Below are 13212 nucleotides of genomic sequence, written 5' to 3'. Positions count from 1 at the left end.
GAACCTCGTCCCAGTCATGATGACCGGAGACGGGGTATCAACATATCTGGCGTTGATTTTTGGCACGCTGTTGAGTTCTCAAGGAACGGACGCTTCCTTTGTACTCACCCTCTCGGGCTTTCCTCCGGGCGCTTCCCTTCGGTCTTGCGTTTCCGACTCTATCAGATCTTTCCGACCCGATTTCCTCGGTGCCATCCCGCCTCGGCGGGATATTGGCAACTGTCGTGGGCTTCCGGGCTTTCGCCCGTCGGCCTTTCGACATTCACTACGTTAGCCGATTCCCCCGGGGACTCATAATCGGGTCCCGCGCGTTCGAATTCGGGCATGCGGGCACGCCGAATTCGACCCCGCTGAGGGGTGGCCGTAGGTAGTGGGTTGGCCGCTCCGGCTGCAGGCGATCGCCGTACCCGGTTCAGCGGCTCGGGCTACATTACGCACCTTCCCAGCGCGAGTCAACTTCGACGGCGGCGCGGCGCGTGGGCCCGGTACGGGCTCACCGTGGGGTCGTCGGCGACCCAGAAGCGCCAGGGGTGGATCTCTCCGTTGCCGCCGTCTCCGGAGACTCCGGTGCGCGGACCGCTGCGTATCCGCGTGGAGGGGAACGGGGTCCCGGTGGCGATGCGCAGCGGGGTGTCGTCGGCCGTGCAGGCGTCGGTGCCGTCGAGGGTCCGGTCCACGCCCAGGGCCGAGGCCAGCCGGGCCGGTCCCTTGGCGAGTTCCTTGTCGTTGCGGGCCGCGGGCCGGCGTGAGCGGGCCAGCTCGGCGCCCTCCACGATCTCGCCGGCGCGGAGCAGGACGGCAGCGGCCCGGCCCTCGGGGCCGCACACCAGGTTCATGCAGTGCCACATGCCGTAGGTGAAGTAGACGTACACATGGCCGGGCGGACCGAACATCACCTCGTTGCGGGGCGTACGCCCGCGGTAGGCGTGCGAGCCGGGGTCGTTCGGGCCGTCGTAGGCCTCGACCTCCGTGAGGCGGAGCGCGATCGGGCCGGCCGGGGTCGTGCGGACGAGGACGCGGCCGAGGAGGTCGGGGGCGACCTCCAGGACCGGGCGGTCGAAGAACTCTCTGGGCAGGGGCGTACGGTCCGAGGGCGCGATCATGGCTTCCGAGCGTAGTCCAGACGGGTACGGGTCAAGGGGCGGTCGGGAGACGCTCCCCTTGCCAGGGTGTGGGCGGCGGAACCGGGCGCGGCCGGAACGCGTTTGTAGGGATCAGGGATCCACACGTAAAGGGAGAGTCATGGCGTTCAAGAAGCTGCTCGCGAGCCTCGGGGCCGGTGGGGCTTCCGTGGAGACGGTGCTCAACGAGGTCAACGTCGTTCCGGGCGGTGTCGTCCAGGGCGAGGTGCGGATCCAGGGCGGGTCCGTCGACCAGCAGATCGAGGGGCTCTCGGTCGGGCTGCAGGCCAAGGTCGAGGTGGAGAGCGGCGACCAGGAGTACAAGCAGGACATCGAGTTCACCAAGGTGCGGCTCGGCGGTGCCTTCGAGCTGCGGGCGGGCGCGGTGCACGCGGTGCCGTTCGGGCTGGAGATCCCGTGGGAGACGCCGGTCACGATGATCGACGGGCAGGCGCTGCGGGGCATGCACATCGGCGTGACCACGGAGCTGGAGATCGCGCGTGCGGTGGACTCGGGCGACCTGGACCCGATCAACGTGCATCCGCTGCCGGCGCAGAAGGCGATCCTGGACGCGTTCATCGGCCTGGGCTTCCGGTTCAAGAGCGCGGACATGGAGCGCGGCCACATCCGCGGTACGCGGCAGCGGCTGCCGTTCTACCAGGAGATCGAGTTCCACCCGCCGTCGCAGTACCGCGGGCTGAACCAGGTCGAGTTGAGCTTCGTGGCCGACGAGCACGCGATGGACGTCGTGCTGGAGATGGACAAGAAGCCGGGCCTGTTCAGCGAGGGCAGCGACACCTTCCGGTCGTTCCAGGTGGGCCTGCACGACTACCAGGGGACCGACTGGGCGGCGTATGTGCACCAGTGGATCGCCGAGGTCGGCAGCAGGCGCAACTGGTTCTAGGCTCTGGAGCTGATGATTCCGCTGTTCCGGGATCACTCAGACACCGATCAGGAGGTACCGAGGTGACCGAGCTCAAGAGGCGGCCGCTCCCCCACGACTTCCATCCGCCCGTGCCGTCCTTCACGGTCACGAGCGACGACGTCCACGAGGGGGCGACGCTCAAGGACGCTCAGGTCCACGCGGCGGGGAACACCTCGCCGCACCTGCGCTGGGAGGGTTTCCCTCCGGAGACCAAGAGCTTCGCCGTGACCTGCTACGACCCGGACGCCCCGACGGGCAGTGGGTTCTGGCACTGGGTCGTGTTCGACATCCCGGCGTCGGTGACGGAGCTGCCGGCCGGTGCGGGCGGCGGCAAGTTCGAGGGGCTGCCCGAGGGCGCCGTGCACGCGCGCAACGACTACGGGACGAAGGAGTTCGGCGGGGCCGCGCCGCCGCCCGGTGACGGGCCGCACCGCTATGTGTTCACGGTGTACGCCGTGGACCAGGAGAAGCTCGGTCCGGACGCGGACGCCTCCCCGGCGGTGGTGGGCTTCAACCTGCGGTTCCACGCGCTGGCGCGCGCCCAGCTCATCGGCGAGTACGAGATCCCGGCCGCCGGCTGACGCACTCGCCGGCAGAACGACGTTCATGGAACGTTTGCCCGCCTCCGGTCTTGGAAGTGATCGGAGGCGGGCATTTTTTATTGCGTTGTCCATCTCGACGCGCCCGTCCAGAGTTGATCCGAGCCCGCCGGGGGTGGGCAGGTGCATACGGGAGGTGGGCTGGATGCGGGACACGCTGGTGCTGAACGCGAGCTTCGAGCCGCTGTCGACGGTGACGCTGAACCGAGCCGTCGTTCTGGTGCTGCAGGCCAAGGCCGTCGTCGAGCAGGCCCACCCCGAACTGCGCATGAGGGGTGCCGCCGTGGACATCCCCGCGCCCCGGGTGATCAGGCTCTGCCGGTACGTAAGGGTGCCGTTCCGAAGACAAGCCCCGTGGTCGAGGCGGGGTGTGCTGGTGCGCGACCGGCACCGGTGCGCGTACTGCGGAAGGCGGGCGACGACCGTGGACCACGTGGTGCCGCGGTCGCACGGTGGGCAGGACACCTGGCTGAACACGGTGGCGTCGTGCGCGGAGGACAACCACCGCAAGGCGGACCGGACTCCGGAGGAGGCGGGGATGCCGCTGCTGCGGCAGCCGTTCGAGCCGACGCCGGCGGACGCGATGCTGCTGGCGCTTGGGCAGGACGACTTCGACTCGCTGCCGGGGTGGCTGGCCCAGCCGGCCGCGTGAACCGTGTGACGTGGGGCCCGCCTTCGGGAGGAAGGCGGGCCCCGGGTCGTGTGCGGGTGCTCAGTCGATGGACGGCCGCTCGCGGCGCTCGGCGCCCGCTCCGCCGGTGCCGGAGGAGCCGCTGCCGCCCCCCGAATTGCCGGACAGGGGGCCGAAGTTGCCCATGGCGCCGGACAGGCCCTTGAGTGCGTCGCCGATCTCGCTGGGCACGATCCAGAGCTTGTTGGCGTCGCCCTCGGCGATCTTCGGGAGCATCTGGAGATACTGGTAGCTGAGCAGCTTCTGGTCCGGGTCGCCGGCGTGGATCGCCTCGAAGACCGTACGGACGGCCTGGGCCTCGCCCTCGGCGCGCAGGGCGGCGGCCTTGGCCTCACCCTCGGCGCGCAGGATCTGGGACTGCTTCTCACCCTCGGCGCGCAGGATCTCCGACTGGCGGACACCCTCGGCCTGGAGGATCGCGGCGCGCTTGTCCCGGTCGGCGCGCATCTGCTTCTCCATCGAGTCCTGGATGGAGGTCGGGGGCTCGATGGCCTTGAGCTCGACGCGGTTGACGCGGATGCCCCACTTGCCGGTGGCCTCGTCGAGGACTCCGCGCAGGGCCGCGTTGATCTCCTCGCGGGAGGTGAGGGTGCGTTCCAGGTCCATGCCGCCGATGATGTTGCGGAGCGTGGTGACGGTGAGCTGCTCGATGGCCTGGATGTAGCTGGCGACCTCGTAGGTGGCGGCCCGGGCGTCGGTCACCTGGTAGTAGATGACGGTGTCGATGTTGACGACCAGGTTGTCCTGGGTGATCACCGGCTGCGGCGGGAACGGTACGACCTGTTCGCGCAGGTCGATGCGGTTGCGGATGGTGTCGATGAACGGCACCACGATGTTGAGGCCGGCGTTCAGCGTGCGCGTGTAGCGGCCGAAGCGCTCCACGATGGCGGCGCTGGCCTGCGGGATGACCTGGATGGTCTTGATCAGGGCGATGAAGACCAACACCACCAGAATGATCAGAACGATGATGACCGGTTCCATCGTCGTGCCCGTCCCCTTCTCCGCCTCGGCGCTTTCGGAAGATCTTATGGCTGTTGAAGATCTTGCTGGTCGAGTCTGACAGACCGTCGCGTGCCTCGTGGGGTGTTCGGTTCAGTTGTGCTGTGCCCGCGTCGCGCGAGGTCACATGACGATGGCGGTGGCCCCCTCGATGTCCACGACGTCCACTTCCTCGCCCGCCTCGTAGGCGCGGCCGGTGTCGAGGGCGCGGGCCGACCAGACCTCTCCGGCGAGCTTGATGCGGCCTCCGGATGCGTCGACGCGCTCCAGTACGACGGCCTGCCTGCCCTTGAGTGCGTCGACTCCCGTGGCCAGTTGCGGGCGTTGCCTGCTGTGCCGGGCCGCGATGGGGCGGACGACGGCGATGAGGGCGACCGAGACGACGACGAAGACCAGCACCTGGACGACGAGGTCGAAACCGAGGCCCGAGACGACCGCGGCGGCGACCGCGCCCACCGCGAACATGCCGAACTCCGGCATCGCGGTGACGACGAGCGGGATTCCGAGCGCTGCCGCGCCGACCAGCCACCACACCCATGCGTCGATGTCGTTCACATGGTCATGGTAGGGCGCGGGCTGTGCCGCGGACAGGGCGCGATGGGCCCGGGTCAGGACAGCGGAAGGCCCTGGGCGGTCCAGCGGTCGCCGACCTGCTCGACCACGAGCGGGAGGCCGAAGCAGCGGGAGAGGTTGCGGGAGGTGAGCTCCAACTCCAGCGGGCCGGCGGCGAGGACCTTGCCCTGGCGGATCATCAGGACGTGGGTGAAGCCGGGGGCGATCTCCTCGACGTGGTGGGTGACCATGATCATCGAGGGGGCGATGGGGTCGCGGGCGAGCCGGCCGAGGCGGCGCACGAGGTCCTCGCGGCCGCCGAGGTCGAGGCCGGCGGCGGGCTCGTCGAGGAGCAGCAGCTCGGGGTCGGTCATCAGGGCGCGGGCGATGAGGGTGCGCTTGCGCTCGCCCTCGGAGAGGGTGCCGAACTTGCGGTCGAGGTAATCGGTCATGCCGAGCCGGTCGAGGAAGGCGCGGGCGCGCTGCTCGTCGATCTCCTCGTAGTCCTCGTGCCAGCCGGCGGTCATGCCGTAGGCGGCGGTCAGCACGGTCTGCAGCACGGTCTGGCTCTTGGGGAGCTTCTCCGCGAGGGCGATGCCGGCCACGCCGATGCGGGGGCGCAGCTCGAAGACGTCGGTGCCGGGCCTGCCGAGGGTCTCGCCGAGGATGGTGGCGGTGCCCTGGCTGGGGTAGAGGTAGCTGGACGCGACGTTCAGGAGGGTGGTCTTGCCGGCGCCGTTCGGGCCGAGGATGACCCAGCGCTCGCCCTCCTTGACCGACCAGGAGACCTGGTCCACCAGAGCCCGGCCCTCCCGGACCACGGATACGTCCTGAAGCTCCAGAACATCGCTCATGAGCGCGTTGTCTCCCCTTGCAGTGTGCCGGTCTCGGCTGGTCGCGTACGCCTGTGGCTCGGTCCGCCGCGCCGGTGGGCGCAGCCCTCGAAGAAATCTACGCCACTGGCCGTCCGGGCCGTTCCATCGGTCCGGTCCTTAGGGTGGGGGCATGCACTCGGAACCGCGTTCTGGACGCCTCGCCGCTTGGGGAAACGCTCTTCTTGCCGGACTTGTCTCGCCGGACGACGCCGTGCTCGCCATCGTGGGTGAGGACGCCGTCCACCGGGTGGAGGGGCTGCCCGGCGAGGAGGCGCCCGTGGGGCTCACGCTCGCGCTGGGGCGGCTGCGAACGCTGGGGGTGAGCGGGCTGCGGGTGGCGCTGCCCGCGCCGGGGCATCCGCTGGGGCTGAGCGGGCCGCCGGATTTCAACGCGCGGGCGCTGGACGCCGAGGAGGCGGTGGTCTGCCAGGGCGCCGCGTTCGGGCTGGTCCCGGAGGCCTACGAGGCCGGGCCGGCCGGGGACGTGCACGCCGAGGTCGTCTGGCACGTGCTGCCGGTGCGGGAGGCTCCGCCGGCGGATGTGCCCTCGCTGGGTGAGGCCGAGCGGGAGCTGGCGGAGGCGCTGCGGGAGGCGACCGAGGTGCTGGCGCGGCTGGACGTGGCCGGGTCCGGGCCGGTGGCGGAGGCGGCGATCGACGCGTACCGGGCGCGGGCGGCGGGGGGGCGGGAGGTGCTGGCGCCGGGGTATCCGCCGCGGGCGGTGCGGGTGCTGGAGCTGGCGCGGCGGGTGGGGCTGCTGATCTCGCTGGCCGCCGAGAACGGGCACGGGGGCGCGGTGAGCGCGTCCGAGATGGGGGCGCGGGCGGAGGCTTTGCGGCCGGTGGAGCGGACTGCGCGGCGGGCGCAGGTGGCGGCGTACAACTCCGTTGTGGAGGGGAGGGGGGCTGGGCGGTAGCGGGTCGCCTTTGTGGGCGTGGGTGCCTGGTGGGCGGGGTTGGTGCGGGCCTCTCCGGGGGCTGCCGCCCCCGGGCCCCCGCTTCGGCCTTGACGGCCTCGTCCTCAAACGCCGGACGGGCTGAAAGGCGGCGGACGGGCTGAATTCGGCGGGCCCCGCCTGGAAGCGCGCCTCGGCCGCGCCGAGCGTCTCGTCGGCTCGCGTCTGGAAGCGCGCCTTCGGACGGCCTCCCGGGTGGGGCCGGGAGGCCGGGGCGTCGACGGTGGTGCGAGGGGCAGGTCAGTGGTTGAGGCCCAGGTTGCCGAAGGCCGGGTTCAGGGCGCCGATGACGTTGACGGTGTTGCCGACGGCGTTGACCGGGATGTGGACCGGGGCCTGGATCACATTGCCCGAGACGACGCCCGGCGAGCCCGCGGCCTTGCCGCCCGCCCACGCGCCGTCGGTGGCGGAGGCCATGCCGGAGGCGGCGGCCACCAGCCCGCCGGCCACCATCGTCACGGCCGCTGCCTTCTTCAGGTTCTTCACTTCTTAACCCCTCCTGGTGACTGCCGCGGCGATCACCGCGGCACGCACTGGAGAACGGCGGAGATCCGCGGAGGATGCGCCATCCGGGGGACATTCCCACGACGGTATGAATCTCAGCCCGGAGCGGAACCTTCCGGGTCAGCCGGTCGCCCCGTGGCGTACGGCCCACAGGGCGGCCTGGGTGCGGTCCGCCAGGTCGAGTTTCATCAGGATGTTCGACACATGCGTCTTGACGGTCTTCTCGGAGAGCACCAGGGCGCGGGCGATCTCGCGGTTGGAGCGGCCGTCCGCTATCAGACCGAGCACCTCGCGCTCCCGGTCCGTGAGCGAACCGCCCCTGCCCTGGCCGGAGTTGGTCTCGTCCTGGGACAACAGCGCGCCCGCCACCTCGGGTTGCAGCAGGATGTGCCCCGCGTGCACCGACCGGATGGCGCCCGCGAGCGCGTCCGGGTCCACGTCCTTGTACACGTAGCCGGCGGCGCCCGCACGGAGGGCCGGGACCACCGTGCGCTGCTCCGTGAAGCTGGTGACGATCAGCACCCGTGCGGGGTTGTCCAGTTCGCGCAGCCGGCGCAGCGCGTCCACGCCGTCCATGACCGGCATCTTGACGTCCATGAGGACCACGTCCGGCCTCAGCTCCTCGGCCAGGGCGACGCCCGCGGCGCCGTCCGCCGCCTCGCCCACGACCGCGATGTCGTCCTGCACCTCCAGGAAGGTGCGCAGTCCGCGGCGGACCACCTGGTGGTCGTCGACGAGCAGCACCCTGATCGCGTCAGCCACCGGGAACCTCCATCTCGATCAGGGTGCCCTTGCCGGGCGCCGATTCCACTGTCAGGGTGCCGCCGGCCCCGCTCGCCCGGTCCCGCATGGAGACCAGGCCGAGGTGGCGTCCGGCGCTGCGCACCGCGTGCGGGTCGAAGCCGCCGCCGTCGTCGGTGACCCGCAGCACCGCGCCGCAGCCGTGGCGGTCCAGGGTGACGTCCACGCGGTCCGCTCCGGAGTGGCGCAGCGCGTTGTGCAGGGCCTCCTGGGCGACCCGGAGCATGGCCTCCTCCTGCGCGGCCGGCAGGGCGCGGAAGGCGCGGGCGGCGAAGGTCACGCGCGCGGTGTGGGCGCGGTCGAGGACCTGGATCTGGGTACGGAGGGTGGCGACCAGCCCGTCCTCGTCGAGGGCTGCGGGGCGCAGCTCCACGACGGCCGCCCGCAGTTCGTCGACGGCCTCGGCGGCGAGCGCGGCCACCTGCTGGAGTTCGCCCTTGGCGCGCGCCGGGTCACGGTCGACGAGGGCGGCGGCGGCCTGGGCGGTCAGGCGCAGGGAGAACAGCTTCTGGCTGACGGCGTCGTGCAGTTCGTGCGCGAGGCGGGAGCGCTCCTCGGCGATGGTCAGTTCGCGGCTGCGTTCGTAGAGGCGGGCGTTGGTGAGCGCGATGGCCGCGTGCTGGGCGAGGATCGACAGCAGTTCCTCGTCCTCCTCGGTGAAGCCGCAGCTGCCCTCCGGCTTCGGGCAGCTCTTGTTGGCGAGGAACAGCGCGCCGATGACCTCGTCGCCGTCGCGGATGGGCAGGCCGAGGAAGTCGGACATCTCCGGGTGGGCGGCCGGCCAGCCCTCGAAGCGCGGGTCCTTGCGGACGTCGGCGAGGCGCTCGGCCCGGTCCTGGTGCAGCATCGCGGCGAGGATGCCGTGCTGGCGCGGGAGCGGGCCGATGGCCCGCCACTGCTCGTCGCTGACGCCGTCGACCACGAACTGGGCGAAGCCGCCGTGGTCGTCCGGGACGCCGAGGGCCGCGTACTGGGCGTCGAGCAGCTCACGGGCCGAGGCGACGATCGTCTTCAGCACGTCGCGCACTTCCAGGTGCCTGCTCATGGCCAGCAGCGCGGAGCTCACCGCGGCGAGGCCGGACCGGGGGCCGTGACTCATGCCCTCACGGTACCGGCGGGGTGCGCCCCCGGGATCGGGCCCGGGGCGGCCCCGGCCCGGGGCGCTGGACCTAGGACCCGGGGCCGGGGCCCGCGGTCCGTGACCCGCGGGACGCGATCCGCGATCCGCGATCCGGGCCGTATACCCCCCAGCGTTTCCGAGGGTGTGATCCGGGCAGCCGTGTCAGGGACGGATCCCGTGGTGGCACCGGAGCGCGGAGTGCCCGGGGTGGGATACCGGTGGGCGAGGGGCCGCCGAGAGCGGCAGCAGAGGCCCCGCCCCACCGCTGCGGGAGGCGGTCGCGCCACTCACGCAGTGCGTTGCACCGGCAACTGCCGGTGAGAGCGGAGTCGGTCCGATGTGAGGACGCACATAGGGTGCGCATCACGTACGAACGGACATAGGAGACGCTCGACCCCCCGGTGAACGGGACAGACACCCTCGTCTGTCCCGTTTTGTCCGTTCGCGATCCACTATCGCCCTTCGTACATCACATCTTTGCCTCGGGTTTTTGCCGCCGCTAAGAATGGCTCACGTCGCTCAGCGCCGTGGGTTCGGGGCCCACGTTCGTGCGGGCCGGGCCAGGCCCCCCGCAGTCCGGAGAGCGACCTCCGCGCTACCCCACGAGGTCTATTTCGCCATGCTCGACAAGCTCAACATTCGCCGCCGCAGTCGTTCCCTGAACCAGGCCCACAAGGTCGCCCTGGCCGGCGCCGCCACGCTCGGTGCCGCCGCTCTGGCCTTCTCGGCCGCGCCCAGCCAGGCCGACACGACCACGTCCGAGGCGGCTGCCCCGGCTCCGGTGAAGTTCAGCTCCGAGCCGATCAAGGACATCAAGGCGAGCGTCACCGACCAGCTCGCGGACGACAGCCTGAAGGTCCAGGCGATCGCGGCCAGGAAGCAGGCTGTCCAGGCCGCCGCGAAGCAGAAGGCCGAGGCCGCCGCGAGGAAGGCCGCCGCCGAGCGCAAGGCCGAGGCGGCCCGCAAGGCCAAGGCGGCCGCCGCCCGGTCCGCGCAGCGCCCGAAGATGGCCCCGGTCGCCGCCGGCAAGACCTACGGCAACAACCTGAACGGCTGGATCCGGGAGGCGCTGGACATCATGGACCGGCACAACATCCCGGGCTCCTACAGCGGCCTGCACCGCAACATCATGCGTGAGTCCTCCGGCAACCCGAACGCCATCAACGGCTGGGACGTCAACGCTGTCAACGGCATCCCGTCGAAGGGCCTGCTGCAGGTCATCCCGCCCACCTTCGAGGCGTACCGCGTCACCGGCACGTCGGCGAACATCTACGACCCGGTCGCCAACATCGTCGCCGCCGCCAACTACGCGGCCGACAAGTACGGCTCGATCGACAACGTGAACAGCGCGTACTGAGGTCGGCGCGGACCTCTGAGGACTCGCTGAACACGCCGGAAGGGCGGCACCCCGTCGGGGGGTGCCGCCCTTCGCGTCGTACGGGCCGTCCTACGGGCCGTCGTGCGGGTGCCCTTCGCCGTCGTCCGGGCGCCGCACACGCGGCTACTTGCGCATGACCTCCGGCTCGTGGCGGCGCAGGAAGCGCGCCACCAGGAAGCCGCACACGACGCCGAGCACGATCAGCGCGAACATGTCGAGGCCCCAGGCCGAGGCCTGGTGGTCCCACAGCGGGTCCGTGTTGGTCGGGTCGTCCGCGTTCGGGGCGATGTTGTTGAAGTCCAGCGTGGTGCCCGCGGCGGCCACCGCCCAGCGCGACGGCATCAGGTACGAGAACTGGTTGACGCCGACGGTGCCGTTCAGGGTGAAGAGGCAGCCCGTGAAGACCACCTGGATGATCGCGAACATGACCAGCAGCGGCATGGTCTTCTCGGCGGTCTTCACCAGCGAGGAGATGACCAGGCCGAACATCATCGAGGTGAAGCCGAGCGCCATGATCGGCAGGCACAGCTCGAACAGCGTCGCGCTGCCCAGGATCAGGCCCTTGCCGGGGATCTCCCGGCTGGAGAAGCCGATCACGCCGACCATCAGGCCCTGCAGCACGGTGACGGCGCCGAGCACGACCACCTTGGACATCAGGTACGCCGAGCGGGACAGGCCGGTCGCGCGCTCCCGCTCGTAGATGACCCGTTCCTTGATCAGCTCACGCACGGAGTTCGCGGCGCCCGCGAAGCACGCGCCGACCGCGAGGATCAGGAGGACCGTGGTCGCCGTGCCGTTCGGGATGGGCACGCCGGTGCGCGGGTTGACCGGGTTGACCAGCAGTCCCTTGTCGGAGTCGATCAGCAGGCTGACCGCGCCGAGCACCGCCGGCAGGATCACCGTCAGCGCCAGGAAGCCCTTGTCGGAGGCGATGACCGCCACGTACCGCCGGATCAGCGTCAGCAGCTGCGAGCCCCAGCCCTGCGGCTTGGGCGGCTTCATCGCCTGCGGCGGAGGCATGTGTACGGACTGCGGGGCGACCGCGTCGATGTCCGCGGCGTACATCTGGTAGTGCTGCGAGCCCTTCCAGCGTCCCGCCCAGTCGTAGTCGCGGTAGTTCTCGAAGGCGGAGAAGACGTCGGCCCAGCTGTCGTAGCCGAAGAAGTTCAGCGCCTCCTCCGGCGGCCCGAAGTAGGCGACGGAGCCGCCCGGCGCCATCACCAGGAGCTTGTCGCAGATCGCCAGCTCGGCCACGGAGTGGGTGACGACCAGGACCGTACGGCCGTCGTCGGCGAGGCCGCGCAGCAGCTGCATGACGTCGCGGTCCATGCCCGGGTCGAGGCCGGAGGTCGGCTCGTCCAGGAAGATCAGCGACGGCTTGGTGAGCAGCTCGAGGGCCACGGACACCCGCTTGCGCTGGCCGCCGGAGAGCGAGGTGACCTTCTTGTCCTTGTGGATGTCGAGCTTCAGCTCGCGCAGCACCTCGTCGATGCGGGCCTCGCGCTCGGCGGCCGTGGTGTCGGCCGGGAAGCGCAGCTTGGCCGCGTATGTGAGGGCCTTCTTGACGCTCAGCTCCTTGTGCAGGATGTCGTCCTGCGGGACCAGACCGATGCGCTGCCGCAGCTCGGCGAACTGCTTGTACAGGTTGCGGTTGTCGTACAGGACGTCGCCCTGGTTGGCCGGTCGGTACCCCGTCAGCGCCTTGAGCAGCGTCGACTTGCCGGAACCGGACGGTCCGATGACCGCGATGAGCGACTTCTCCGGGACGCCGAAGGAGACGTCCTTGAGGATCTGCTTGCCGCCGTCGACCGTGACGGTGAGGTGGCGGGCCGAGAAGGAGACCTCACCGGTGTCGACGAACTCCTCGAGCCGGTCGCCGACGATCCGGAACGTCGAGTGGCCGACGCCGACGATGTCGGTCGGGCCCAGCTGCACCGAGCCGCCCTTGGGGATCGGCTGGCCGTTGACGTACGTGCCGTTGTGGGAGCCGAGGTCGCGGATCTCCATGCGGCCGTCGGGCGTGGCGTGGAACTCGGCGTGGTTGCGGGAGACCTGGAGGTCGGAGACGACCAGGTCGTTCTCCAGGGCGCGGCCGATGCGCATCACGCGGCCGAGCGAGAACTGGTGGAACGTGGTCGGGCTGCGGTCGCCGTAGACCGGCGGCGCCCCCGCGCCACCGCCGGGGCCCTGCTGCTGCGGGATCGACGGCGCGTTCGGCGCCTGCTGCTGCGCCGACTGCTGCCAACCGGCCTGCAGCGCCTGCTGCTCCGGCGTCTGCCCCGCCCAGCCGGCCCCCGCGCCCTGGGCGGCGTACGGCTGCTGGGGCTGGGCCTGCGGCGTGGACACCGCGGCCGCGGCGCCGGAGAGGTTCAGCCGCGGGCCGTCGGTCGCGTTGCCGAGGTACACCGCCGTGCCGGGGCCGATCTCCAGCTGGTGGACCCGCTGGCCGCGCACGAACGTGCCGTTGGTGCTGCCGTGGTCCTCGATGACCCAACTGCGGCCGTTAAAGCTGACGGTGGCGTGACGCCAGGAGACCCTGGCGTCGTCGAAGGCGATGTCTCCCTGCGGATCGCGTCCGAGGGTGTATGGCCTGGACGAGTCGAGCGTCCAGGTACGTCCGTTTGATTCCAGTACGAGTTCCGGCACTCCATGCCCCACTGAGTTGTCCCCCGAATAATCCCCAACACAGGGA

13 protein-coding genes are annotated in these 13212 nt (G+C 70.7%); 5 read left to right on the top strand and 8 right to left on the bottom strand.

What is annotated here, in order from left to right; genetic code table 11:
* Positions 1–452: 452 nt before the first annotated feature.
* A complete protein-coding gene (locus ACIQ9G_RS05490; protein WP_403606665.1) occupies positions 453–1103 on the bottom strand; it encodes a DNA-3-methyladenine glycosylase in 651 nt (216 codons plus the stop codon).
* 139 nt (positions 1104–1242) lie between these two features.
* Between ACIQ9G_RS05490 and ACIQ9G_RS05485 the strand changes: the two genes are divergently transcribed.
* The 3 genes from ACIQ9G_RS05485 to ACIQ9G_RS05475 all read left to right on the top strand — a co-directional run bounded on the left by ACIQ9G_RS05485 (position 1243) and on the right by ACIQ9G_RS05475 (position 3297).
* Positions 1243–2025, top strand: coding sequence for a sporulation protein (locus ACIQ9G_RS05485; RefSeq protein ID WP_403606663.1), 783 nt, complete (start codon positions 1243–1245; stop codon positions 2023–2025).
* 62 nt (positions 2026–2087) lie between these two features.
* Positions 2088–2627, top strand: coding sequence for a YbhB/YbcL family Raf kinase inhibitor-like protein (locus ACIQ9G_RS05480; RefSeq protein ID WP_403606660.1), 540 nt, complete (start codon positions 2088–2090; stop codon positions 2625–2627).
* A 163-nt stretch (positions 2628–2790) separates the two neighbouring features.
* Positions 2791–3297, top strand: a complete 507-nt coding sequence (locus ACIQ9G_RS05475) for an HNH endonuclease (RefSeq protein WP_403606657.1) — start codon at positions 2791–2793, stop codon at positions 3295–3297.
* Positions 3298–3357: 60 nt separating this feature from the next.
* Here the strand turns inward: ACIQ9G_RS05475 and ACIQ9G_RS05470 are convergent, their stop codons facing one another.
* The 3 genes from ACIQ9G_RS05470 to ACIQ9G_RS05460 all read right to left on the bottom strand — a co-directional run bounded on the left by ACIQ9G_RS05470 (position 3358) and on the right by ACIQ9G_RS05460 (position 5741).
* Positions 3358–4317 (bottom strand): SPFH domain-containing protein, encoded by a 960-nt coding sequence (locus ACIQ9G_RS05470; protein ID WP_403606654.1) that lies wholly within the window; start codon positions 4315–4317, stop codon positions 3358–3360.
* 141 nt (positions 4318–4458) lie between these two features.
* Positions 4459–4890: an NfeD family protein gene (locus ACIQ9G_RS05465; RefSeq protein ID WP_403606651.1), complete on the bottom strand. Its 432-nt coding sequence runs from the start codon at positions 4888–4890 to the stop codon at positions 4459–4461.
* A gap of 53 nt (positions 4891–4943) precedes the next feature.
* Positions 4944–5741, bottom strand: coding sequence for an ABC transporter ATP-binding protein (locus ACIQ9G_RS05460; RefSeq protein ID WP_403606648.1), 798 nt, complete (start codon positions 5739–5741; stop codon positions 4944–4946).
* Between the two features lie 151 nt (positions 5742–5892).
* Here ACIQ9G_RS05460 and ACIQ9G_RS05455 point away from each other — a divergent pair, with 151 nt between their 5' ends.
* On the top strand, positions 5893–6678 hold the full coding sequence (locus tag ACIQ9G_RS05455) for a hypothetical protein (protein WP_403606645.1): 786 nt from the start codon (positions 5893–5895) through the stop codon (positions 6676–6678).
* A 279-nt stretch (positions 6679–6957) separates the two neighbouring features.
* On the opposite strand, the gene ACIQ9G_RS05450 is transcribed toward ACIQ9G_RS05455, so the two are convergent.
* From ACIQ9G_RS05450 to ACIQ9G_RS05440, 3 genes are all read right to left on the bottom strand, one after another.
* Positions 6958–7203: a chaplin gene (locus ACIQ9G_RS05450; RefSeq protein ID WP_403606641.1), complete on the bottom strand. Its 246-nt coding sequence runs from the start codon at positions 7201–7203 to the stop codon at positions 6958–6960.
* Between the two features lie 138 nt (positions 7204–7341).
* Positions 7342–7983, bottom strand: coding sequence for a response regulator (locus ACIQ9G_RS05445; protein ID WP_403606638.1), 642 nt, complete (start codon positions 7981–7983; stop codon positions 7342–7344).
* Positions 7976–9121: a GAF domain-containing sensor histidine kinase gene (locus ACIQ9G_RS05440; RefSeq protein WP_403606635.1), complete on the bottom strand. Its 1146-nt coding sequence runs from the start codon at positions 9119–9121 to the stop codon at positions 7976–7978. Before ACIQ9G_RS05440 ends, ACIQ9G_RS05445 begins: the two co-directional genes overlap by 8 nt.
* 640 nt (positions 9122–9761) lie before the next feature.
* Here ACIQ9G_RS05440 and ACIQ9G_RS05435 point away from each other — a divergent pair.
* Positions 9762–10499: a transglycosylase SLT domain-containing protein gene (locus tag ACIQ9G_RS05435; RefSeq protein WP_403606632.1), complete on the top strand. Its 738-nt coding sequence runs from the start codon at positions 9762–9764 to the stop codon at positions 10497–10499.
* Between the two features lie 144 nt (positions 10500–10643).
* Here ACIQ9G_RS05435 and ACIQ9G_RS05430 read toward each other — a convergent pair whose 3' ends face one another.
* A complete protein-coding gene (locus tag ACIQ9G_RS05430) occupies positions 10644–13166 on the bottom strand; it encodes an FHA domain-containing protein (RefSeq protein WP_403606629.1) in 2523 nt (840 codons plus the stop codon).
* Positions 13167–13212 lie beyond the last annotated feature (46 nt).

The sequence above is a fragment of the Streptomyces sp. NPDC096152 genome, assembly GCF_044763235.1.
Lineage (GTDB): Bacteria > Actinomycetota > Actinomycetes > Streptomycetales > Streptomycetaceae > Streptomyces.
The sequence above is the reverse complement of the archived record's forward strand: the minus strand, read 5'-3'. Positions and strand labels throughout refer to the sequence as shown.

Excerpts from the sequence above, each read along its gene's own strand:
- ACIQ9G_RS05470 (WP_403606654.1), bottom strand. The coding sequence starts at position 4,317 with ATGGAACCGGTCATCATCGTTCTGATCATTCTGGTGGTGTTGGTCTTC.
- ACIQ9G_RS05455 (WP_403606645.1), top strand. The coding sequence starts at position 5,893 with ATGCACTCGGAACCGCGTTCTGGACGCCTCGCCGCTTGGGGAAACGCT.
- ACIQ9G_RS05435 (WP_403606632.1), top strand. The coding sequence starts at position 9,762 with ATGCTCGACAAGCTCAACATTCGCCGCCGCAGTCGTTCCCTGAACCAG.
- ACIQ9G_RS05490 (WP_403606665.1), bottom strand. The coding sequence starts at position 1,103 with ATGATCGCGCCCTCGGACCGTACGCCCCTGCCCAGAGAGTTCTTCGAC.
- ACIQ9G_RS05475 (WP_403606657.1), top strand. The coding sequence starts at position 2,791 with ATGCGGGACACGCTGGTGCTGAACGCGAGCTTCGAGCCGCTGTCGACG.
- ACIQ9G_RS05485 (WP_403606663.1), top strand. The coding sequence starts at position 1,243 with ATGGCGTTCAAGAAGCTGCTCGCGAGCCTCGGGGCCGGTGGGGCTTCC.
- ACIQ9G_RS05440 (WP_403606635.1), bottom strand. The coding sequence starts at position 9,121 with ATGAGTCACGGCCCCCGGTCCGGCCTCGCCGCGGTGAGCTCCGCGCTG.
- ACIQ9G_RS05460 (WP_403606648.1), bottom strand. The coding sequence starts at position 5,741 with ATGAGCGATGTTCTGGAGCTTCAGGACGTATCCGTGGTCCGGGAGGGC.